This is a genomic window from Corynebacterium sp. CCUG 70398, assembly GCF_024454055.1.
Taxonomy (GTDB): Bacteria; Actinomycetota; Actinomycetes; order Mycobacteriales; family Mycobacteriaceae; genus Corynebacterium; species Corynebacterium genitalium.
This window is the reverse complement of record NZ_JAGPYZ010000005.1, coordinates 85923-106749: the sequence shown is the minus strand read 5'-3', so window position 1 is coordinate 106749 and position 20827 is coordinate 85923. Positions and strand designations below refer to the sequence as shown.

General features: G+C 63.2%; 23 protein-coding genes. 18 read left to right on the top strand and 5 right to left on the bottom strand.

The window, feature by feature from the left end; translation table 11 throughout:
• The first annotated feature begins 9 nt into the window (after positions 1-9).
• The gene (locus KBX07_RS07395; RefSeq protein ID WP_256023598.1) at positions 10-1458 is read left to right on the top strand and encodes a dynamin family protein; all 1449 of its coding nucleotides are present in this window, start codon (positions 10-12) and stop codon (positions 1456-1458) included.
• Between the two features lie 50 nt (positions 1459-1508).
• Complete coding sequence (locus tag KBX07_RS07390) at positions 1509-3593, top strand: Hsp70 family protein (RefSeq protein WP_256023596.1); 2085 nt, start codon at positions 1509-1511, stop codon at positions 3591-3593.
• Positions 3594-3643: 50 nt separating this feature from the next.
• On the opposite strand, the gene KBX07_RS07385 is transcribed toward KBX07_RS07390, so the two are convergent.
• Positions 3644-4183 (bottom strand): sigma-70 family RNA polymerase sigma factor, encoded by a 540-nt coding sequence (locus KBX07_RS07385; protein WP_256023595.1) that lies wholly within the window; start codon positions 4181-4183, stop codon positions 3644-3646.
• A gap of 9 nt (positions 4184-4192) precedes the next feature.
• On the bottom strand, positions 4193-4612 hold the full coding sequence (locus tag KBX07_RS07380; RefSeq protein ID WP_256023593.1) for a hypothetical protein: 420 nt from the start codon (positions 4610-4612) through the stop codon (positions 4193-4195).
• A 281-nt stretch (positions 4613-4893) separates the two neighbouring features.
• Here KBX07_RS07380 and rplU point away from each other — a divergent pair, with 281 nt between their 5' ends.
• From rplU to KBX07_RS07300, 16 genes are all read left to right on the top strand, one after another.
• The gene (rplU, locus tag KBX07_RS07375; protein WP_005289184.1) at positions 4894-5199 is read left to right on the top strand and encodes a 50S ribosomal protein L21; all 306 of its coding nucleotides are present in this window, start codon (positions 4894-4896) and stop codon (positions 5197-5199) included.
• A gap of 12 nt (positions 5200-5211) precedes the next feature.
• Positions 5212-5562, top strand: a complete 351-nt coding sequence (rpmA, locus tag KBX07_RS07370; RefSeq protein ID WP_256023591.1) for a 50S ribosomal protein L27 — start codon at positions 5212-5214, stop codon at positions 5560-5562.
• A 108-nt stretch (positions 5563-5670) separates the two neighbouring features.
• Positions 5671-7191: a GTPase ObgE gene (gene obgE / locus KBX07_RS07365; RefSeq protein WP_256023590.1), complete on the top strand. Its 1521-nt coding sequence runs from the start codon at positions 5671-5673 to the stop codon at positions 7189-7191.
• A complete protein-coding gene (gene proB / locus KBX07_RS07360; protein WP_256023588.1) occupies positions 7192-8304 on the top strand; it encodes a glutamate 5-kinase in 1113 nt (370 codons plus the stop codon). It abuts the gene before it with no gap.
• A gap of 246 nt (positions 8305-8550) precedes the next feature.
• Positions 8551-9465: a D-isomer specific 2-hydroxyacid dehydrogenase family protein gene (locus KBX07_RS07355; protein WP_256023586.1), complete on the top strand. Its 915-nt coding sequence runs from the start codon at positions 8551-8553 to the stop codon at positions 9463-9465.
• A gap of 17 nt (positions 9466-9482) precedes the next feature.
• Positions 9483-10766, top strand: a complete 1284-nt coding sequence (locus tag KBX07_RS07350; RefSeq protein ID WP_256023585.1) for a glutamate-5-semialdehyde dehydrogenase — start codon at positions 9483-9485, stop codon at positions 10764-10766.
• A gap of 206 nt (positions 10767-10972) precedes the next feature.
• Positions 10973-11539 carry a hypothetical protein gene (locus tag KBX07_RS07345; protein WP_256023583.1) on the top strand — a complete coding sequence of 189 codons (567 nt, stop codon included), beginning with the start codon at positions 10973-10975 and terminating at the stop codon, positions 11537-11539.
• Between the two features lie 30 nt (positions 11540-11569).
• Complete coding sequence (nadD, locus tag KBX07_RS07340) at positions 11570-12262, top strand: nicotinate-nucleotide adenylyltransferase (protein ID WP_255998193.1); 693 nt, start codon at positions 11570-11572, stop codon at positions 12260-12262.
• A gap of 58 nt (positions 12263-12320) precedes the next feature.
• Positions 12321-12788, top strand: coding sequence for a ribosome silencing factor (gene rsfS / locus KBX07_RS07335; RefSeq protein WP_256023581.1), 468 nt, complete (start codon positions 12321-12323; stop codon positions 12786-12788).
• Between the two features lie 10 nt (positions 12789-12798).
• Positions 12799-13482, top strand: a complete 684-nt coding sequence (locus tag KBX07_RS07330) for a histidine phosphatase family protein (RefSeq protein ID WP_256023580.1) — start codon at positions 12799-12801, stop codon at positions 13480-13482.
• Positions 13482-14285 (top strand): DegV family protein, encoded by an 804-nt coding sequence (locus KBX07_RS07325; protein WP_256023578.1) that lies wholly within the window; start codon positions 13482-13484, stop codon positions 14283-14285. Before KBX07_RS07330 ends, KBX07_RS07325 begins: the two co-directional genes overlap by 1 nt.
• Before the next feature lie 139 nt (positions 14286-14424).
• The gene (locus KBX07_RS07320; protein WP_256023576.1) at positions 14425-15117 is read left to right on the top strand and encodes a ComEA family DNA-binding protein; all 693 of its coding nucleotides are present in this window, start codon (positions 14425-14427) and stop codon (positions 15115-15117) included.
• A gap of 29 nt (positions 15118-15146) precedes the next feature.
• Complete coding sequence (locus tag KBX07_RS07315) at positions 15147-16754, top strand: ComEC/Rec2 family competence protein (protein ID WP_256023575.1); 1608 nt, start codon at positions 15147-15149, stop codon at positions 16752-16754.
• The gene (gene holA / locus KBX07_RS07310) at positions 16751-17707 is read left to right on the top strand and encodes a DNA polymerase III subunit delta (protein ID WP_256023573.1); all 957 of its coding nucleotides are present in this window, start codon (positions 16751-16753) and stop codon (positions 17705-17707) included. Before KBX07_RS07315 ends, holA begins: the two co-directional genes overlap by 4 nt.
• 83 nt (positions 17708-17790) lie before the next feature.
• Positions 17791-18123 (top strand): ankyrin repeat domain-containing protein, encoded by a 333-nt coding sequence (locus KBX07_RS07305; protein WP_050748870.1) that lies wholly within the window; start codon positions 17791-17793, stop codon positions 18121-18123.
• Entirely contained in the window at positions 18120-18758 is a 639-nt protein-coding gene (locus tag KBX07_RS07300; RefSeq protein WP_256019333.1) for a LysE family translocator, read from the top strand. Before KBX07_RS07305 ends, KBX07_RS07300 begins: the two co-directional genes overlap by 4 nt.
• Here KBX07_RS07300 and KBX07_RS07295 read toward each other — a convergent pair.
• The 3 genes from KBX07_RS07295 to KBX07_RS07285 all read right to left on the bottom strand — a co-directional run bounded on the left by KBX07_RS07295 (position 18755) and on the right by KBX07_RS07285 (position 20801).
• Positions 18755-19693, bottom strand: a complete 939-nt coding sequence (locus KBX07_RS07295; protein WP_256023571.1) for a PHB depolymerase family esterase — start codon at positions 19691-19693, stop codon at positions 18755-18757. The two genes, KBX07_RS07300 and KBX07_RS07295, sit on opposite strands and share 4 nt — an antisense overlap.
• A gap of 123 nt (positions 19694-19816) precedes the next feature.
• Positions 19817-20080, bottom strand: coding sequence for a 30S ribosomal protein S20 (gene rpsT, locus KBX07_RS07290; protein ID WP_005289234.1), 264 nt, complete (start codon positions 20078-20080; stop codon positions 19817-19819).
• A gap of 166 nt (positions 20081-20246) precedes the next feature.
• Entirely contained in the window at positions 20247-20801 is a 555-nt protein-coding gene (locus KBX07_RS07285) for a type II toxin-antitoxin system PemK/MazF family toxin (protein WP_005289238.1), read from the bottom strand.
• Positions 20802-20827: the final 26 nt, after the last annotated feature.

Here is a 20827-nt window from a genome sequence, read left to right as displayed (position 1 = left end):
GAGACCACTATGAGCCAGCCCCACCAGAACGGCGCTGAGGCGCTCAACGTTCTTCTCCGCCAGAGCATCGAGGCGCTTGGACAGGGAGGACCGCACCTCGAGCAGCCTGCAGCCGAGCTGCGCGAGTTGGTCTCGCGTCCGCCACGAGTCGCGGTCATCGGACGCTTGAAGTCGGGCAAGTCCACACTGGTCAACGCGTTGACAGAGAGCCGCATCGCGGCGACCGGGTCGTTGGAGTGCACGATGGCGGTCAGCGTCTACGACGAAGGCGCGCCGGCTCGCGCGGAGGTCATCGGTCTCGATGGCAAGGTGCAGAGCGTTCCGCTCGCCGGGGAGCCGTTGGCGGACCTGGGCCGCCCACTCGACGAAATTGATTTTGTCCGCCAGTTCATCCCGATTGCGCGTTTGGCCACGCTCGGCATCATCGACACCCCGGGTACAGCGACGCTCACCGTCGAAAACGAGGCGCGCACGCGGCGCATGCTTATCGACGGCTCCCAGGACACCAAACGAGCCTCCTCCTGGGCCGACTGCGTGGTCTTCTTGTCTGACTCCGCCCCCCGCGACGACGAACGCGCGTTCGTGGCTGATCTGGGAATGACCCCGTTGACGGTGGTGGGTGTGGTCTCCAGGGCCGACTCATTCGGCGCGGGCGCATTCGGTCAGAAGGACCCGCTGGAAGTCGCGCAGGCGTACGCGGGACGTATCGCAGAGCAAATGGGCGGCACGGTCGGCGCGATGGTCCCGTTGTCGGGTTTGCTGGCTGAATCTGCCTTGACGGGTCGGGTCACTGGTGCGGTGGTCCGCGATGTCGCAGCGCTGGCCGGCCTGGACCGCGATGCGATGCTGGAGTTTGTTGAGGCGGAGGATCCGTCGACAAGCGTGGAAGGCTTCACCGCGGACGAGCGCGACCATCTCTTGGACGTCATGGGCGAGTACGGGCTCATGTATGGCCGCACGGTGGCTGCAGAGCAGGGGCCGGCAGGGCTGCTGGAGTGGATGAAGCGAACATCGGGAATTGAGCGCTTGACCACGATCATCACCGAAGAAATGCCATATTTTGCCACTCTGCAGCGCGCAGTACGCGTTGTCGATGCCCTGGACACGCTGTCCAATGCGCCGGAGTCGCGCGACCATGCGCTGTGGGTGCAGTCCGTGCTGGAATCGCAGCCGGCGATGAAGGATGTCATGCTCTACCGCAGTTTCAAGAACACGGCGGCGGATTCGCCGAACTCAACGCTCATCCCGCGGCTGCGGGCAGCAATCCAAGGTTCCACCCCGGCACAGAAAGTCGGCTTGCGTGCCGACGCCCCACCTGAGCGCGTCATTGACGTCCTCCGCAGCGAACTCGGCGAGCTACGTGAGCTTGCTATGACCCCGCTGTCCGCCGCGGAAGATGACGCGCGCGAACGCCTGATTGTGGCCTACCAATCAGCTTGGAAACAGATGACCAGATAGCCAGCACGGGTTAGACTAATGCCCGTCTTTGTGTTTAAGGAGGAAACGGCATGGCCGGTTCGTGGAATTTAGCAATTGACTTCGGTACTTCTAACTCGGCGGCCGCCCACACGAGTCCGGCGGGCGGGGCGATCGAAGCTGTGGCGTTGAGCCACCGCTCCAACCTGATGCCATCGGCCATCTATGTCGATTCTGACAGTAAAAACGTGGTCAGCGGCGACTCGGCGCTGCTCGCCGGGCGGCGCGACCCTTCGCGCCTGGTGCTGTCCCCGAAGCGGTTTATTGATCACGAGACGATTGAATTGGAGGGTGATGATGTCCAGGCGCAGTTGGTTTTTGCTGCGCTGATCGGCGACATTGTGGACCGCGCGAAGTCTCAGCACGCTGGCGTGGATCCGGATACGGTGACGTTGACGCATCCGGAGCGGTGGTCGCACAATGCGGTGGGGAATTTGGTGGATGCGGCAGAGCGCGCCGGAATTCCGTCATCGAAGCTGCGCATGATCTCCGAGCCCCGCGCCGCAGCCATCCACTATGCCGCTCAGCAGCAAGTCCCCGCAGGCCAGCACGTGGCTGTGTTCGACTTCGGCGGCGGTACCTTGGACATCGCGGTGCTGCGCGCGGAGCACAACGGCGACTACCGCGTCGTTGCCGCGAAGGGCGACAACAGTCTCGGCGGCAGGACGATCGACAACCTTGTCTACCGCTGGGTCATTGAGCAGATCGACCACGACGACCCCGACCTGGCCGATTCCTTGCGCACCGCGCCCACGTCCGTGATGAACGCTCTGCAGGAGAACATCCGCGAAGCGAAGGAGATGCTCTCCGACACCTCGTCTGCAACCGTCACCATTTCTTCGCCGTCGGGGGAGAGGGATGTGTTGATTACTCGTGATGAGTTTAATCGTGTGATTTCTGCTCCGATTGGGCGTGCGGCTGAGATGACGCGTGCTGTGTTGGGTGAGGCTGGGGTGACGTCTGCGGATACGCCGATTTATTTGACGGGTGGGTCGTCGCGGATTCCGTTTGTTCAGGATGAGTTGGGTCGTGTTGGGCGTGTGATGCGTCTTGATGATCCGAAGACGGTTGTGTGTCGTGGTGCGTTGGTGGCGACGTTGCGTGGGTTTACGCAGCCGGCTCAGGGTGGGGGTCAGCGTTTTGTTGCTGCGGGTGCGAATCCGTTTGGCGGCCCAGCCCAACCCCCGCAAGCTGCGCAAAGCCCGCAGCGTCCCCAGGGGCAGCCTGCCCCGGGTGGTGTGAGCCGGCCGATTGGGCAAAGTGAGACGGCGCAACTTCCGCAGTCCCCGCGCCCCGGCCAGCGAGGCCAGGCTGGCGTGCCTGGTCAGCCGGGCCAGTTTGCTGGGGCCGGTGCTGCCGGTGGCGGTGGCCCGTACGGTCAGGGTCCGAGTCAGGCATCTGGGTTTGCGTCGGTGCCGTCAAGTGGTGCGGGGCAGAACAAGGGTGGCAAGGGTCCGTTGATTGCTGCTGGTGCGTTGGGTGCCGTTGCGCTGTTGGGTATTGGTGGCTGGGCGGTGACTCGTGGTGGGGATGACACTGACGGGTCGACCGAGGCCTCGTCGACAGCGCCGGGTGTCAGCGAGTCCGAGACTGAGCCCGCAGATAGTGCCACGTCATCAGCGGCGACATCAGCAACAAGCTCAACGTCTTCCGCACCCGGCTCTAAGTACATTCCAATGGGTGAGCTCATCGGTGATGATGGCTTCCTCCCTCAGCAATTCAAAGATCTGGTGAAAACGTGCCAAGTGGAGGAAGATGCAGCTGAAGAGTGGATTCGATGGATCGAAGATACCTCGGTGAAATCGCATTGGTGCAACATTCCACGGGACGGCGATACAGAAAGCATCTCGTACGCCACAATTCTCAGGGACGACAACGCCACCGCGGCCATCGACATCATGAAGCGTATGGATGGCAAAGACGACTTCACAGTCGAAGAAGATAAGGGCGGAGGGCCTGTCGTCTACATGGTCAAACCCGACAAGTACTCGGGTCCTAATGCCATCATTTACTATCCGGATAAGAAGTTCGCTGTGCATCTCTCGAGCAGAGGCGACGATGATGCGCAGAAGAATGCGTTCATCCAAGACTCACTGAAGGAACTCGGATTCCGCTAATGGCCCAGCGAGCACATTTGCTCGCGGCGGTACCGTAAATAAGAAACGCCCTACGGGCCAGCGCCGCTGGCCACGAGGGCTTCTTTTAGTTTGCCGCGCGCACGGTTAAGGCGGCTTTTCACTGTTGCGACTGGGATGCCCTGGTGCGCGGCGATCTCGTCGTACGACAGGCTCGCGTATTCACGCAACACCAAGACTTCCTTGAAGTCCGGGTCCAACGACTCGAGGGCCTCACGCACCACCATCGTGGTGGTCACGCGCTGCTGGATGGGGGCAGCGCTATCAGCTTCCTCCGCACCGGCCTCATCGTCGGGAAGCTCGCGCTTTTTGCGCATGATGTCCAACGCAGCGTTGGACGTGATGCGGTAGAGCCACGTGGAGAACCTCGCCTCCGGTTTGAACCGTTCGATGTTCTTCCACGCGGAAATCATGGCGTTCTGCATGGCGTCCTCGGCGTCGTGCTGATTGCCCGTCACCGACATCGCCACCGCCCACATGCGTCGGTTCGCGTCGCGGACAAGTTCAGCGAATGCTTTCTCATCGCCGTTTTGCGCGCGAGCGACCAACTGCTTTTCTGCGTCCCTATCCACGCGCCCTCCTTAAAGCCCTGCCAACGGGTCGTCAGCGCCGAAGTCGTCGAAGTCATCGGAACCGAACTGGTCGAGATCATCGGAGCCGAGATCGCCGGAATCAGCCGAGCTGTCAGCGAACTCCTCCGGCTGGTCGGGCTCCGGCCAGTCGATCTCGTCGGCGTCGTCAGCTGCGCCGGCGTCGGATGGGAGGGGGGCTTGTGCGCCGTCGTCAAGCGAGGACTCGTCGAAATCCGCCAGGTCGATGTCGCCCTCCTCCTCGTACGGCACGAGACTGTCGGAGTCGGGAACGAGATCGCCGTCGGGTTCGGGTGTAGCGGGGTCGACCGCGATGTCGAGCATGCGCGCAAGCGCATCTTCGGATGGGGCACTCTCAGCGAAAAGGGAGCTGAAGGGCGGAAGATTCATGGTTTCAGTAGACTCAGTCATCGTCGGGACCTCCTTTCTTGAACAGGTGAGCGCGAAAAAACCGCGTGTGTCTTCCGCCAGTGTAATGCTCCGAACACAAGAAAGGTTCCCGGGGCTGTTTGGTTTTTGTCCTGGGTGCGGTGTAGTCTTTGACAGTCGCTGTTTTGGGGCGCGCCCTGCTGTATTGGAGCATGCGGGCAGGGCTGCCTGGTAAAAACCCCAAAACGCTCAAAGAATCTCACATGATATTCGGTGCTGTGGCATGCCGGCGCCGGACGAGTAGAAGAAAGGGGTAACCCGCTATGTACGCTATCGTCAAAACCGGTGGTAAGCAGCACAAGGTTGCCGAAGGCGACCTCATTCGGGTCGAGAAGATCGAGGGTGAAGCTGGCGATTCTGTGGCACTCACCCCGGTTCTCCTCGTCGACGGCGCCAACGTGACCTCCACCGCCGATGACCTTGCAAAGGTCAGCGTCTCCGCTGAGATCGTGGAGCACGGCAAGGGCCCGAAGATCGACATTCTCAAGTACAAGAACAAGACCGGTTACAAGCGTCGCATGGGCCACCGTCAGCCCAACACGACGCTGAAGATCACTGGCATCAAGTAGGGAGATACACACATGGCAACCAAGAAGGGTGCATCCAGCTCCGCGAACGGTCGTGACTCCGAGTCCAAGCGCCTCGGCGTCAAGCGCTTCGGCGGCCAGCAGGTCAAGGCCGGCGAGATCCTCGTCCGTCAGCGCGGCACCAAGTTCCACCCGGGCGACAACGTCGGCCGCGGCGGCGACGACACGCTGTTCGCTCTGACCGAGGGTTCCGTCCAGTTCGGCATCAAGCGCAAGCGCCGCATTGTCAACATCGTCCCCGCTGACGGTGAGGGCGTGTCCTCCGAGGTCCTCGAGGCCGCAACCGAGGCCAACCTTGTTGAGAATGAGGTCGTTGAGGAGAAGTCCGCTTCCGCAACCGCTTAAACGAGGCTTGAGCGTCATGCGCCGGTGAACCCAGCTGGGTTTTCCCGGCGCTTTTCGCTTAATGCTAACAAGAGAACACGTGCAGCACCGTGCGAAAGGAGCACCACCATGGCACAGTTCGTTGATCAAGCTGTCCTGCACCTGCAGGCCGGCGACGGCGGTCACGGCTGTGTTTCCGTGCACCGCGAGAAGTTCAAACCGCTCGGCGGACCCGATGGTGGCAACGGCGGGCACGGCGGCGACATTATTCTGGTGGTGTCCCCGCAGGTGCACACCCTCTTGGACTTCCAGTACCGCCCGCACTTGAAGGCAAAGCGCGGCGGCAACGGCGAGGGCGACAACCGCAACGGCGCCCGCGGTGAGGACTTGGTGCTCGAAGTACCGGTGGGCACCGTCGTGCGCGATGCGGACGGAGAGATCCTGGCTGACTTGAATGCGCCGGGCATGCGGTTCATCGCCGCTGAGGGCGGCTATGGCGGACTGGGCAACGCCGCGCTAGCGACCGCCAAGCGCAAAGCGCCCGGGTTCGCGCTCAAAGGTGAGCCGGGCCAAGCCCACGATCTCATTCTGGAACTGAAGTCCATGGCCGATGTCGGCCTGGTCGGCTTCCCGTCGGCGGGCAAGTCTTCGCTCATCTCCACTCTGTCGGCGGCGAAGCCAAAGATCGCGGACTATCCGTTCACCACGCTGCAGCCGAACCTGGGCGTGGTGGATGTCGGACACGACACCTTCACCATTGCTGATGTGCCGGGTCTGATCCCCGGCGCGAGCCAAGGCAAGGGCCTGGGCTTGGACTTCTTGCGCCACATCGAGCGCACCGCCGTGCTCGTCCACGTCGTCGACTGCGCCACGCTCGAGCCAGGCCGTGACCCGCAGTCCGATATCGAAGCGCTTGAGGCAGAGCTGGATTCCTACGCCGAACTCATCGAGGCCGAGAGCCACGAATCGGGCCTGGGGGATTTGCGGGAACGCCCCCGCATCATTGTCCTCAACAAGATCGACATTCCGGACGCCCGCGAACTGGCCGAGTTCCTCCATGACGACCTCGCAGAGCGCTTCAGCTGGCCGATCTACACCATCTCCACGGCTACTCATGAGGGGTTGGAGGAGCTGAAGTGGGCGCTGTGGGACGTTGTCAAGCAATCGCGCGCTACCCGCCCCAAGGTCGAAACGGCGACGCACCGTGAGGTCATCCGCCCGCGCGCTGTGGACCACCGTGACGAGATCACCGTCGTCCCAGACCCCGAGTTCCCGGGTGCGTGGATGGTGGTCGGTGACAAGGTCGACCGGTGGATCCGCCAGACCGACTTCGAGAACGATGAGGCTGTGGGCTACCTGTCGGACCGCCTCAACAAGGCCGGTGTCGAGGACCAGCTGCGTGAGCTCGGTGCGAACGAGGGCGACACCGTGACCATCGGCGACATTTCCTTCGACTGGGAGCCGTCCATCGGTGGCGATCCGACGCTCGCAGGCCGTGGCCAGGACGCGCGTTTGGGTGGTACGCAGCGTGCGTCGGCAGCCGAACGCAAGCGCGCATCCCAGGCTCGCCGCGGACTCATCGACGAGTACGACTTCGGCGATGACCTGCTTGACCGCCGCGAAGCCGACCGCGAGCGCTGGCAGGGCTAAATGAATCTTCGCCGTGACATCGCCACAGCCAAGCGCATCGTGGTCAAGCTGGGCACGAGCTCGCTTGTCGACGAATCATCGGCCGTCTCCCAAGCCAAGATCGACCGCATTGTCGACGCGATCGAATCCCGCATTGCCTGCGGCAGCGACGTTATTGTTGTCTCTTCGGGTGCGATTGCGGCGGGCATGACGCCACTCGGGCTGAAAACCCGCCCGCAGGACTTGGCGACAAAGCAGGCCGCTGCCGCCGCCGGCCAGATCCACTTGGCGCAGTCGTGGGGCCAATCGTTCGCCCGCTATGGCCGGACGATTGGCCAGGTGCTGCTCACCCAGTCCGACGCCGGTGTGCGTGAACGCGCCCGCAACGCCCAGCGCACCATCGACCGGCTGCGGCAGCTGGGATCGGTGCCGATTGTGAATGAGAACGACACGGTGGCGACGTCGGAAATGCGCTTCGGCGACAATGACCGGCTCTCCGCGATCGTGGCCACGCTGATCTCCGCCGACGCACTGATTTTGCTTTCCGACGTCGACGGCCTCTACGACCGCAACCCCGCCGACCCAGCCGCGAACTTCATCGATGAGGTCCGCAGCGGCAAAGCCCTAGACGGGGTCGTCGCAGGAGACGGCGGGCGCTTCGGCACCGGCGGCATGGCCTCGAAGGTCTCGGCAGCCCGCTTAGCTACTCGTGGGGGAGTTCCGGTTCTGCTCACCTCCGCGGAGAAGATCGAAGAGGCGCTGAGCGATGCCCAGGTAGGGACCGTGTTCCACACCCGGCCCGATTCGCGCCTGTCCGCGTGGAAGTTCTGGGCACTCTACGCCGCTGACGCCGAGGGCATCCTGCGCCTGGACGAAGGCGCGGTCAAAGCTGTCACACGTGGCGGAACGTCGCTGCTCGCAGTCGGCATCACTGGTGTCGAAGGCGAGTTCCACGCCGGGAACATCGTGGAGATTCTCGGGCCGGACGGCCAAGCAATTGGCCGTGGTGAAGTCGCCTACGGTGCGGCCGAGCTGCAAACGATGCTGGGCAAGCACACCGACGAGCTGCCTGCGCACCAGCGGCGGGCTGTTGTTCACGCGGACTATCTGTCCAACTACGCGTCGCGCCTATAGCGAGGTACGTTCAGGCCGTAAATCACTGCCGCCGAAACAGCAATGGGCGGTGTAAGGACGGAGCTAGATTTTTATTATCGCCTTTCGCTGCGCTGGCGCAGCGTTTCCGCAGGTCAGATTTCAGCGGCGGGGTCAGAAGGCGATACTAAAAATGTAGATTCGCCCCCAACCGGGCCGCCCGCAGCTATCCGCCGGCGTCCACTCGCCGCGCTACCTGCGCCCGAAAACTCTTATAGGCTCGAATCCATGAAGTTCGCTATGCTGCCGAAACCGTGGCCCCGTGCCGTTGCCGAGCTTGAGGCTGCCGGTCACGAGCACGTCGATATCGGTTCCGCACCGGACGTGCTCGTCTATCACGGGGGAGCGGACGGTTTCCCGGAGCAGCTGCCGGAGAGTGTGCAGTTCGTGCAGTTCGCGTGGGCGGGTGTTGATGCCCTCGATGAGGCCGGGGTGATGCGCAATTCTGGTGTGCGCTGGGCCAATGCCGCGGGGCTGTATGACGATACGGTCGCCGAAACCACCCTCGCGCTTATCCTGGGCATCTTGCACCAGTTCCCGCGCGTGAAATCCGACGGGTCGACCACTCGCGACATCGCCTACGAGACGCGCTACCTTATCGAGGACATGACAGTGGCGGTCATTGGTGCCGGTGGAATCGGTAAGAAACTCATTGAATTCCTCTGTCCATTCCGCCCGCATGTGGTTGCAGTGAACCGCTCCGGCCGTCCTGTTGACGGCGCCGACGAGACTATCGCCATGGCCGATGCTGGCGACGTGTGGGGCCGCGCTGACGTGGTGGTTCTGCTCGCCCCACTGACGAAGGACACCCGCGGCATGGTGGACGCTGACGTGTTGGCGCAGATGAAGGACACCGCTGTGCTGGTGAATGTGGGCCGTGGGCCGCTCGTGGTCACCGATGACCTTGTGGAGGCACTACAAAACGGCAGGATTGGCGGTGCGGCGCTGGATGTCACTGATCCGGAACCGCTGCCGGCCGATCACCCGCTGTGGGAGCTGGACAACTGCCTGATCACGCCGCATGTGGCGAATATTCCGCGCGTGGGCAAGGAGCGCATCGGTGGGTTGACATTGTCCAACTGGGAAGCGCTCGAACGCGGTGACGAGATGCCGACCGAAGTCGACGTGGAGGCTGGGTACTAGCGCTAGTCTTGGTCAGCATGACTATTACGCCTGAGCGCGCCGCCGAGCGCGACGATGTCCTCGCGAAAGCCCGCGCCGCGAAGGCCGTCGCACCCAGGCTGGCCACTTTGCCAACGCCGGAGAAGGACGCGCTGCTCCACGCCGCGGCCGACGAGTTGATTGCGCGCACCGACGACATTCTTGCGGCGAACCAGCGCGACATCGAAGCTGGCCGCGAGGAGGGCTTGGATGAGGCGCTCATCGACCGGCTGGCCGTGAGCGCGGAACGCATCGAAGGCATCGCCAGCGGCCTGCGCCAGGTCGCAGGTTTGAAGGATCCGGTGGGGGAGGTGCTGCGCGGCGGCATCATGCCCAACGGCATCACGATGAAGCAGGTCCGCGTGCCGCTCGGTGTGATGGGCATGGTGTATGAGGCGCGCCCCAACGTCACTGTCGATGCCTTCGGCTTGGCGCTGAAATCCGGGAATGTGGCGCTGCTGCGCGGGTCGAAGTCGGCGCGCCAGTCTAACGCCGCACTGGTCGGCATCCTCCAGGACGTCGCGGCATCCCGCGGCTTGCCGCGTGAGATCGTTCAGCTTTTGCCGTGCGATACGCACGATTCGGTTCAGGACCTCATCACCGCTCGCGGGCTTGTGGACGTGGTCATTCCCCGCGGCGGCGCTCGGCTCATCGAAGCTGTGGTGACTAATGCGACTGTCCCTGCCATTGAGACCGGCACCGGCAACTGCCACTTCTACATCGACCGCGACGCGGATCTGGATTCTGCCATCGAGATGCTGCTCAACGGCAAGACGCGGCGTGTTTCGGTGTGCAATGCCACAGAGACGGCGCTTATCGACGCTGCCTTGCCCGCTACCGACCAACTCCGCATCATTACTGCGCTGCAGGAGGCTGGGGTGAGGGTGCACGGAGACGTCGACAAGCTCTCAGCGCTGGGTGCGTGCGACATTGCTCCGGCGACGGACGCTGACTGGGCGGATGAGTACCTCTCGATGGACATTGCCGTGCAGATTGTGGACGGTGTCGGCGGCGCGATCGAGCACATCGCGCGCTTTTCGACGATGCACACCGAAGCCATCGCGTCTCTGAATGCGATTACTTTGCAGAAGTTCGCTGCGGAGGTGGATGCAGCGGCCGTCATGCTCAACGCGTCCACCGCGTTCACTGACGGGGAGCAATACGGAATGGGGGCAGAAATTGGAATCTCCACCCAGAAGCTGCACGCCCGCGGACCGATGGCGTTACCAGAGCTGACCAGCACAAAGTGGATCCTCGAGGGGGCTGGGCACACGCGAGTCTGACTGGAGTTTTGCCCCCGCGGGGGTAACGGCGCGACGTGCTTCGCAGGGCCGCAGGGGGCGGTAACCACGGCCGTTACTGCATCAGCCCGTCCCAATGGGGCAATTTAATTTCAGGCCGTTTCGGATCTTGGGTTGGTCGAGTAAGATACCGGTAGGTTCACCGCACTTGGTTATCCGTACGCACCCCCTGAATAGAAGGAATTTGTATGCGATCTGCACGTAAGCTTGCAGTGGCGACAGTTGCGCTAGTAACGAGCATGTCGCTGATGTCGGTTGCACAGGCTGAGGAGGCTACGGACACCTCGGAGGGTCTCTCCGTCGCCCCGTCTAGCTTGGCCCCGTCTAGCTCCGTCTCGTCCAGCTCCGCTAAGCGGAACGCTGACTCGTCTTCGGTGTCTTCGTCAGGCTCGTCTCAGTCGGAGCCGGAGCCGGAGTCGGATTCGCCGGATAAGGACACGCCTGCACCCGCAGTTTTGGTCATTGAGGATGAGGTGTACGGAAAGGTGGGCAACGAGTACAAGAAAGGAATACCCGTTGAGTCCCCGGGCATGATTTCCATGCCGACCCCGGCACCGGGCATCGCAAAGAAACCAGCACCGGATGCCGTAAAGAAACCAGCACCGGACCCGGCACCGATTGTTGTCACGGCTGTCGCCTCTGTGCTGCTGGTCTTCGGCGGTATGATGGCAGTCTTCAAATCGATGTTCCCCACCGCCAAATTTACGGTGTACGGGATGCCGGATGGCACCTTAGAGCCCTACCAGAAGAAGTAACCTACGTACAGCCTGGTTAGATTGGCCTCAATGAACCCAGAAGCCTTTCCTACCGAGAACTCCCACCACCCCAACATTTCAGAGACAAGCAACTCTGGTGCGGGTGGTGGGAGTGGTGTTTCCGGCCCGCGCCGGATTGGAATCATGGGCGGGACTTTCGATCCGATCCATAACGGCCACCTCGTAGCGGCCAGTGAAGTCGCCGACATCTTCGACCTTGAAGAAGTGGTGTTCGTGCCTACGGGCGAGCCGTGGCAGAAGGCTGACAGGAATGTCTCCGACGCGGAGGACCGCTACTTGATGACGGTCATCGCGACTGCGTCGAACCCCCGCTTTCACGTCTCCCGTGTGGATGTGGATCGGCCGGGGCCGACATACACCGTCGATACGCTGCGCGATTTGGCCCAGCTCTACCCGGGCGATGACTTGTTCTTCATTACGGGAGCTGACGCGTTGGCTTCCATTATGTCGTGGCGTGACTGGGAGCAGATGTTTGATCTCGCCGAGTTTGTCGGCGTCACCCGCCCGGGATACGAGCTGGCGGAGGACATGCTGCCGGAGGTGCACCAAGAGCGCACGCATCTCATCGAGATCCCCGCGATGGCTATCTCCTCGACGGACTGCCGTGAACGCGCCGCTGACGGACGCCCGGTGTGGTACTTGGTGCCGGACGGGGTTGTCCAGTACATCGCGAAGAACAACATGTACGTCGGGTGGAAATGACCACCTGCCACATGGGAGAATACACACTGCCCATCACCGCACGTAAGGACCTGAACGTTTGACTGCTTCGGATACTGCCCGCGAACTTGCCGTCGTCGCCGCAAAGGCGGCGGATGAGAAGCTCGGCCGAGACATCGCCGTCATCGATGTCTCGAATGTCTTGGCCATCACCGATGTTTTCGTGATCGTCTCGGCTGACAATGAGCGCCAGGTCGCCGCGATTGTCGACGAGATTGAAGATGCGCTGACTAAAGCTGGTGCCGAGCCAAAGCGTCGCGAAGGTAACCGCGAGTTCCGCTGGGTACTGCTAGATTACGGTTTGTTTGTGGTGCACGTGCAGCGCGATGCAGAGCGTGAGTTTTACGGCTTGGACCGCCTGTACACGGACTGCCCGCTCATTGAGGTCGAAGGCATCGATCCGCCGCAGCGCCCCGGCGCGTTCACCGATGACGCGGGGGTGCGCAACCTCGAATCCATCGAGGACCTTCCGCTCGCCGGCGAGGGCCCTGCCAGCGACGATCTGTAGGAACCCCGCTATGACCCCCACGCGACGCCTGATCATGCTGCGCCACGGCCAGACCACGTATAACGCTGGTCGGCGCATGCAGGGGCAGCTGGACACGCCGCTGTCGGAGATCGGCATTGAGCAGGCGCGTGCGGCCGCGAGGTGGGTCAAAGACCATGAGCACCCGGTGGTCAAAATCGTCTCGTCTGATTTGATTCGCGCTCGCGACACCGCAGAGATCATCGCGGAACAGCTCGGCATTGACGTGGAGCTGGATCCGCGCCTGCGTGAGACGCACTTGGGTTCGTGGCAGGGGATGACGCACCACGACGTCGACGCGGAGTTCGCTGGTGCCCGCGCGTCATGGCGCAACAATCCAGGCTGGGCTCCGCCGGGCGGCGAGTCGCGTCTCGACGTTGCGGCGCGTGCGCGCCCGCTTATCGACGATCTGATGAACACCTTCCAGGACTGGGACGGCAACACAGTTCTTTTTGTTGCCCACGGCGGCACGATCTCGGCGTTGACGTCGAACCTGCTCGGTTTCGACGTCTCCCAGTATCCGCTGCTCAAAGGGTTGAACAACACCAACACCTCCCAGTTGATGGCCCGGCCCCGCTTCGAGGGCGCCCAGACTGCCGGTGGCTTCGTCTCTCCCGTTAACCTTGATGACGTGCAGTGGTACCTGGAGGCCTGGAACCAGGGGTTGGCGCGCTGATGGCTATCCGGGTGGTCACTGACAGCGCGTCCGGTATCCCGCAGGACATGGCAGACGAGCTGGATATCACGGTTCTTGACCTGCACGTCATGAATGACGATGAGGACAAGGAAGACACCACGTCCGGGCTGAGCTCCCTGGAGCTCGCTGCCGCGTATGCCCGCCAGTTGGAACGTGGCGGGGACGACGGGATTGTCGCGTTGCATTTGTCGAAGCGTCTGTCCTCGACATGGTCGGCGGCGGTGAGTGCCTCAGCTGTCTTCGGCGACCTCGTACGCGTGGTGGACACTAATTCTGCTGGCATGGGCGTGGGGACGGCCGCTGTCATCGCCGCGGCCTTTGCCCGTGCGGGCGCGGAACTCGACGGGTGTGTGGCCGCCGCCGAAGGGACACTCGCCTTGACCGAGACGTGGCTCTACCTGCCGCAGCTCGATGAAATCCGCCGCTCCGGCCGCATCTCCGCCACCACAGCTGTCCTGTCTGCGGCGCTGCTGGCCACGAAGCCGATTCTGCGGCTGAACGACGGCAAGCTGGAGCTGGCTATAAAGACGCGCACGCAGTCGAAGGCGTTCAGCAAACTCGTCGGCCATGTGGCGCAGCGCGCTGACGACATGGCTGTCTGGGCTGCAGTCCAATACAGCGGTGATAAGGAGGCTGCCGACACGCTGCGCGATGCGCTCGAGGAGGCTCTTCCGGAAGGCTCCACGGTAGGGGTGTACCCGATGACCGATGTGATCACCGCGCACACAGGTGAGGGTGCGATCGGGTTGACGGTCCTGTTTGCCACACCTGCCGTCGATTAGCGCTCAGGGGCCCTCAGAGCTGTGGCGTTCTTGGGCTTTGTGGATAACCTCAGCGGTTCGGTGACGTGTCATCACGGTTATCCACAGGAGAAACAATGGGGGCTTCACGCGGCGCTGACACGCGCATACCTTGAGCGGCATGACCACGACGAAGGCAGCTGAACGCCTCAAAGAACTAGCGCGGCCGACGGGGGAAGAAGACGTCATGCGCGTCGAGTACCCCGAAGCGCGCCTGACCGTCACGCCCCGGCAGGCCGGGGTAGCGGTGGCTGTCGTGGCCGCCCTTGTCATCGGCTGGTTCTTGCTGCGCGACGGGCCATCGTCAGCAGAATCGTTGGAACCGCAGTGGTCAGCGTCCGAAACCGAAGACGCAGCCAGTCCCGAAATCATCGTCGTGTCGGTGGTGGGTGCTGTGGAGAATCCAGGGTTGGTCACGCTCGACAACGGAGCACGCGTGGCAGATGCACTGGAGCAGGCATCCCCACTCCCCGAGGCGGACACGATGACGCTCAACTTGGCCCAGTTGCTTGTCGACGGTCAACAAATCCACGTCCTTGCGCACGGGGAATCCCCACCGCCCCCGCCTGCAGGCGACCCAGCGGGAGGCCCCGGGGGAGCCGGAAGCGGGGGTGCTTCAGGCGGTGGGATCTCATTGAATTCCGCTTCTGCCGGTGAACTGACTGAGTTGCCCGGGGTTGGTGAAGCTACTGCCGCGGCCATCGTCGCTCATAGGGAAGCTAACGGGCCTTTCACGGCTGTGGAGCAGTTGATGGATGTCAAGGGCATCGGCCCGGCGAAGTTCGACGCGGTCAAGGACCTAGTGACCCTCTAACGAGAACCGGGCAAGAGGGGGAGGGGAGAATGTCCGAGCTGCGTCTTGTGCCCGCCGCCGCGGCAGTGTGGGCCGTGACTCTCGTGGCCATTATGTTCGGGATCCAGGCTGGGGCGCTGCTGGTGGTTGCCATCGCGCTGGCAGCTCTCGCGCTCCGACAACCAGGGCATGCCATGCTCACTGCTGGGTTAGGCGCGTGCGCACTGGCGGTGACATGGGCGCGGATTGTCGCGGCCCAGGCGTATGAGATCGGGCACACTGTCGTCGGGACCATCAGTGGCACACCACGGGAAGTGACCGGCGGGGGTTGGCTGATGAAGTTGTCCGTGAACGGGTATCCCGCGGCGATTCCGGTGTTCACGGAGACGGTGCCGGATGGCGCTGCTGCTGGATCCCTCGTGGAGGTGTCGGGCCAGGTGGGGGAGAGCAGCCGACCCGGGGTGGGGACGGTTGTCATCAACGGGGACGTGGCCGTGCTCGGGCCACCAACAGGGTTCGCCGCCTGGGCGGATGACGTGCGGGAGAAGTTCGCGGCCGCTGTCGAGAACGCTGTAGGCGAGCATGCCCAAGGCCTCATCCCCGGCATGGTTCTCGGAGATGTCTCACTGCAATCCGCCACAGAGCAGCAAGCGTATGTCGATACGGGCCTGAGCCACTTGAGCGCGGTGAGCGGAGCGAACTGCATGTACGTCGCTACATCGGCTTTATTGGCGGCGCGGATGATGCGGGCGGGTTTGCGCGTGCAGCTCGTCGCCGCTGGGGGTGCGCTGCTCGTCTACGCGGGACTGGTCGGACCGGAACCGAGCGTGTTGCGCGCGTCTGTGTCGGGCTTGGTCGGGTTTGTGGCGGTGATTAGTTCAACCCGGGCCGAGCCCATCCACGCACTGTGCCTGTCCGTCATCGGTCTAGTGTTGGTCGACTCGGATCTCGCCGTGGACTTCGCTTTTGCTCTTTCGGTGGCGGCGACAGCCGGCATCGTCGCGGTATCACCGCTCTTCTACCGGATGCTCGCACCCCTTGGATGGCCGGACATTCTCAACCGGGCACTATCGGTAGCGTTGGCAGCCGATTTGGCTACCGCCCCAATCATCGCGGGGATGGTGGGACGGGTCTCCGTGGTGTCTGTGATATCCAACGTTGTGGTCAGCCCCGTCACGGGGGCGGTGACGGTGCTGGGCATGGCGGCAGCGATCCTCGCACAGATTCATCCTTCCCTCGCGGCACCGGTGCTGTGGGTCATCGCGCCTATGGCGGGGTGGATCCGCGCTGTGGCCGAGATCGGTGCGGGGCTACCGGGCGCGACTGCCCGCGCCGCGCCACTGGTGGTGGTTGTGTGTTACGGATGGATCATCGCGGGCTTTTGGGCCAGGCGGCCGAGACTGACCGTGGCGTGCGGGGCGGTAGTTCTCACCATCGCAGTAGCCGGAGGAACCACGAACTCCCCGGGGTGGCACGATCCAGGGGATGTTGACGCAGAACAGGCACATGTCGTGAACACAGAAGAGGACGTGGAGCCGGTTCCACCCGGCACGACATTGGTGGTCGTGCTTGATCGGGAAGCTGGCCAACAGTCACGGCCGGTGTTCACCCGCAGCGGCATTCCGGTCATCTACACAGGACGGGAGGGCATACAATGACGGTCATGCTCCACCCGGTCCACTTCGTCGTCGGCGAGGATGACTTCCTCGCTGAGCGCGCGACGCAGAACATCATCGCCCAGGTCAGCCCAGCCGCCGAGGTGACCACTCTGCGCGCCGGGGACGTCACCGAGGGTGAGTTGCTGCAGGCGACCAGCCCCTCGTTGTTCGCCGAAGAGCGCGTCGTAGTCATCAAAGACACCGACCTCGCCGGCAAAGAGCCCACCGAGCTGTTACTCCAAGCGGCCGTGGATCCCGCGCCGGGCATGACATTGATCATCGTGCACAGCGGCAAGGGGCGTAATAAGTCCTACGTGCAGAAGTTCCGCAAGGCGGCGGAAGTCCACGCTGCGGACTCGCTGAATCAGCGCGACCGCCAAGGTTGGGTGATGAATGAATTCCGCAGCCATGGCATCCGCCCCACCCCCGACGTCGTCGGGGCGCTGCTCGAATCGGTCGGCTCGGATCTACGTGAGCTCGCCTCTGCGATCGCGCAGTTGGTGGCCGACACCAAAGACGCGAGCGGCACCAACAGTGAGATCACAGTCGCCGACGTGCGGGCCTACTACACCGGCGTGGCCGAGGTGTCCGGCTTCGATATCGCCGACCAAGCCGTTGCCGGGCGCACAGACCGCGCACTGGCGAGCACTCGGCGCGCGCTGCAATTGGGCATAAGCCCGGTAGCGATCGCGGCAGCGTTGGCGCACAAGGTGGGCGACATCGCCAAGCTCTACCAGACTCGCGGCAACCCGGACCAGGTCGCGCGCACCATCGGCATGAACCCGTATGTGGCCAAGAAGACAATGCAGATTGCCCGCGGCTGGTCGGGGGACGCGGTGAGCCGGGCGGTCATCATCGTCGCGGAACTCGACGCGGAGGTCAAAGGCCAGGGTGGTGACCCGGACTTCGCCATCGAGGACGCAGTGCGCCGCATCGCCCAGCTCGCCGCCTAACGGTGCGTGCTATTCTGCGGACCGTGACCGACAACCAGCAGATCCCAGACGATGTTCAAGAGTTCGCCACCCGCCTGTTCAACATGGCGCGTACCGGCGACATGACACTGCTGGACTACGTTAACCAGGGCGTTGACCCGGATTTGAGCAACCAGGATGGCAATAGTTTGCTCATGCTCGCCGCCTACGCGGGCCAGCTGGAGGTGGTGCGCGGGTTGATTGCGTGCGGGGCGGACGTCGATAAGCAAAATGCGCGTGGGCAGTCTCCGCTCGCAGGCGTTGTGTTCAAGAAGGAGGACGCGATCGTGCAGGTGCTTATCGACGCTGGAGCTGACCCGCACGCTGGCGCCCCCTCCGCCATCGACACCGCTCGGATGTTTGGCCGCGACGACTTGGTGGAGTTGATGGGCGGGTGAATCCCGCCGACTTCGCGGTCCTCTTCCTGCTCAATCTCGCCGGGGTGATCACCCCGGGGCCGGATGTCGTCCTGATCACGCGGCTGGCCACTCGGTCGCGCAAGCACGCCGCGGCGGCATCGCTCGGTACCTCGCTGGGCGCGTTGATGTGGATCACTCTCACTGTGCTTGGCGCGGCGGCGGTGTTGACGGCGTTTCCGCGCGTGCTGGTGCTGCTGCAGGTCATCGGCGGAGCCTGGATTGTGCTCATGGGGGTAACGATGCTGCGGCAGGGCATGCGTGACCGCGGCCAACCGCCTGCAGATCTTCAGGACGCCGTAGATCGTCTCGGATCAGTTCGCGCGGCATTCTTTACAGGGCTGGCCACGAACTTGTCCAACCCGAAAATCGTCCTGTTTCTCGCAGCGCTGATTGCCCCGCTTCTGCCGCCGAGCCCGTCGCTTGGCACGGCGCTGCCGGTGATCGTGGCGCTGTGGCTGCCCGCACTGCTGATTTTCCTGCTCATCAGCGTCGTGGTGTCTACCGAACGGGTGCGACGCAGGCTGCTCGGCGCCGGGCCCTCCATAGACATCGGAGCCGGTGCGTTCTTCATCGCGGCCGGCTCCGGATTAGTCATCCGTGGGGTAACGGGTTAGCCCAAGAAGAAGTTCACCGTCTCGCGGGTGGCGCTCGGGTTGGTGAACCAGGTGTGGCCGCCGCCGCTGACCTTCTGCACCTGGGTCTTCGCCTTGCACCCCTGCGGGTCGAAGACAGTGGTGTTGCCAACCCGGCGGTTGTTCACGCTGTTCATGTTGCAGCCGTTCTTCCCGCCGAAGTCCCAGAAGACACTGCGCACGTCGCGGTACTGCCCGCCGTGGCGGTTTCCGCCGTTGTAGGAGACTATGTCGTCATTGTCGGCGTGCATGATGAGTGTTTTCACACGGCCCGAGGCGCAGTTGGTCACCGTCGGGTTGTAGTACGCGCCGGAGACACCGGCCACGCCGTCGACCAGGTCAGGGGCATGGCACGCCAGAGCGAGCGCCATGCCACCGCCATTAGACAAGCCCGCCGCGTAAACACGGCTACGGTCGACGTTGTGGGTGCGCGCCAGGTCGTTGACCACCGCGCGGGTGTAAGTGACGTCGGTATTCACGGACGTGTTGGCGTACGGTGCACCGCCCCAGGCGTTGTTGACGCCCTGGGCGTAGACGATGATGGCGCGGCTGCCGGCCGCAGACTCGAACTTCTCATAGCCGCGGGCCTGGTCGGCGCTGTGCTGCCATCCGCCGAAACCGATGATGACGGGGTAAGCCTGGCCCGGGTTGTATCCCTGGGGAACGACCACGGTGTAGTGGCGCTGCATTCCCCCCACCTGGACGGTGCGCTTGATCGTCTGCGAGCCGGCCCCGGCACCCGCCTTGGGCAGGAAATCCAACAGGTCAGAAGACATCTGCGTCAGCTGGTTCAGGTTCGTCTGGGAGGACAGGTTAGGGATGTCCGAAGAGCTTTGCGTACCCGCTGCGGGCACCCCTGCTGCGACGCTGAGTGCAGCCGCCATGAGTGCTGCTGCACCCCGTCGTTTAAAATTCATGAGGGGATCATACGACGGGGCCCCCGGGCTGTCACTTTAACCCCCGCGAATTCATCAAACTTTCAGCAAAAACCCGCCCACCGCAGTTGCGGAGGGCGGGTAAGCGGTGAACGCAGCCGGAGCTTAACCGAGCTTGTTCAGGGCGCGGGCCATGTTGGACTTCTTGTTGGCAGCGTTGTTGCGGTGGAAGACACCCTTGGACACTGCCTTGTCCAGCTTGCGGGAAGCAACACGCAGCTGCTCTTCAGCGCCTGCCTTGTCGCCGGCCTCAACAGTCTCGTTGAACTTGCGGATCTCGGTGCGCACTGCGGAACGGACTGCCTTGTTGCGCTGGCGGCGCTTCTCGTTGGTGAGAACGCGCTTCTTCTGCTGCTTGATGTTAGCCATGAAAAATACCTCTTAGCTTTGTGATGATCTTGTGCGATTCTGTACGCACCTCACGCGAACCCAAGGTCCTGCCCGCGGTCCATGCCGACGTGAAACGGCAAACGGTGCAAACAACGTGAACACCCTAGCAGTGCGACCCCCGCGCACCCAAAACGGTGAAGACGAGCTATGCCCAGTCGAAGCGCTTGCGCAAGTGCTCAGCCACGCGCTCGAAGCGCCGCGCCGGGAATAGGGCACCGCGACGGCGCAGGTCTGTTTCCGGAATGGACAGCGTCTTATCCATGCGCACCCAGCACGGCTCGCCGGAGGGTTTCCACTCGCCGGAACCGATGGGCATCCAGTCTTTTTCGTCAGCGTGGTTCTCGTCGGCGGAGATGAGCAGGCCCAGCACGTCGTGGCGGTCGCGGCCGACAACGAGCATGGAGCGCTCCTTCGGTGGGGTGGTGGGCACGTTGAACCACACGACCTCCCCGGGCTCGGCTTGGCCGTCCATGTCGGGAGCGTAGAAAATGCTGCGGGCAATGTCGCCGGTGGGCACGACACGGGTGCGGGCTGCGCGGCGGTGCTGGTTCGCCTCGGTGTACCCGAGGCGCTCATTGATCAAGTCCAGACCTTGATCCAGCGGCGAGGCCTCTTTATCCCGTTTGTCCCGGTTTTTCACCCACCGGAGAAGGCCGCGTTCGTCCGCGGAATCTGCCGATTCGCGGCGCCACAACTTCATAGCCACCTAGCCTAATGCCCGACAGA

Coding starts and splice junctions, on each gene's coding strand:
- KBX07_RS07355 (WP_256023586.1), top strand. CDS start 8,551: ATGAAGTTCGCTATGCTGCCGAAACCGTGGCCCCGTGCCGTTGCCGAG.
- nadD (WP_255998193.1), top strand. CDS start 11,570: ATGAACCCAGAAGCCTTTCCTACCGAGAACTCCCACCACCCCAACATT.
- rpsT (WP_005289234.1), bottom strand. CDS start 20,080: ATGGCTAACATCAAGCAGCAGAAGAAGCGCGTTCTCACCAACGAGAAG.
- holA (WP_256023573.1), top strand. CDS start 16,751: ATGACGGTCATGCTCCACCCGGTCCACTTCGTCGTCGGCGAGGATGAC.
- obgE (WP_256023590.1), top strand. CDS start 5,671: ATGGCACAGTTCGTTGATCAAGCTGTCCTGCACCTGCAGGCCGGCGAC.
- rplU (WP_005289184.1), top strand. CDS start 4,894: ATGTACGCTATCGTCAAAACCGGTGGTAAGCAGCACAAGGTTGCCGAA.
- KBX07_RS07330 (WP_256023580.1), top strand. CDS start 12,799: ATGACCCCCACGCGACGCCTGATCATGCTGCGCCACGGCCAGACCACG.
- KBX07_RS07395 (WP_256023598.1), top strand. CDS start 10: ATGAGCCAGCCCCACCAGAACGGCGCTGAGGCGCTCAACGTTCTTCTC.
- KBX07_RS07390 (WP_256023596.1), top strand. CDS start 1,509: ATGGCCGGTTCGTGGAATTTAGCAATTGACTTCGGTACTTCTAACTCG.
- KBX07_RS07325 (WP_256023578.1), top strand. CDS start 13,482: ATGGCTATCCGGGTGGTCACTGACAGCGCGTCCGGTATCCCGCAGGAC.
- KBX07_RS07380 (WP_256023593.1), bottom strand. CDS start 4,612: ATGACTGAGTCTACTGAAACCATGAATCTTCCGCCCTTCAGCTCCCTT.
- KBX07_RS07350 (WP_256023585.1), top strand. CDS start 9,483: ATGACTATTACGCCTGAGCGCGCCGCCGAGCGCGACGATGTCCTCGCG.
- KBX07_RS07305 (WP_050748870.1), top strand. CDS start 17,791: ATGGCGCGTACCGGCGACATGACACTGCTGGACTACGTTAACCAGGGC.
- rpmA (WP_256023591.1), top strand. CDS start 5,212: ATGGCAACCAAGAAGGGTGCATCCAGCTCCGCGAACGGTCGTGACTCC.
- KBX07_RS07295 (WP_256023571.1), bottom strand. CDS start 19,693: ATGAATTTTAAACGACGGGGTGCAGCAGCACTCATGGCGGCTGCACTC.
- KBX07_RS07320 (WP_256023576.1), top strand. CDS start 14,425: ATGACCACGACGAAGGCAGCTGAACGCCTCAAAGAACTAGCGCGGCCG.
- KBX07_RS07315 (WP_256023575.1), top strand. CDS start 15,147: ATGTCCGAGCTGCGTCTTGTGCCCGCCGCCGCGGCAGTGTGGGCCGTG.
- proB (WP_256023588.1), top strand. CDS start 7,192: ATGAATCTTCGCCGTGACATCGCCACAGCCAAGCGCATCGTGGTCAAG.
- KBX07_RS07345 (WP_256023583.1), top strand. CDS start 10,973: ATGCGATCTGCACGTAAGCTTGCAGTGGCGACAGTTGCGCTAGTAACG.
- KBX07_RS07285 (WP_005289238.1), bottom strand. CDS start 20,801: ATGAAGTTGTGGCGCCGCGAATCGGCAGATTCCGCGGACGAACGCGGC.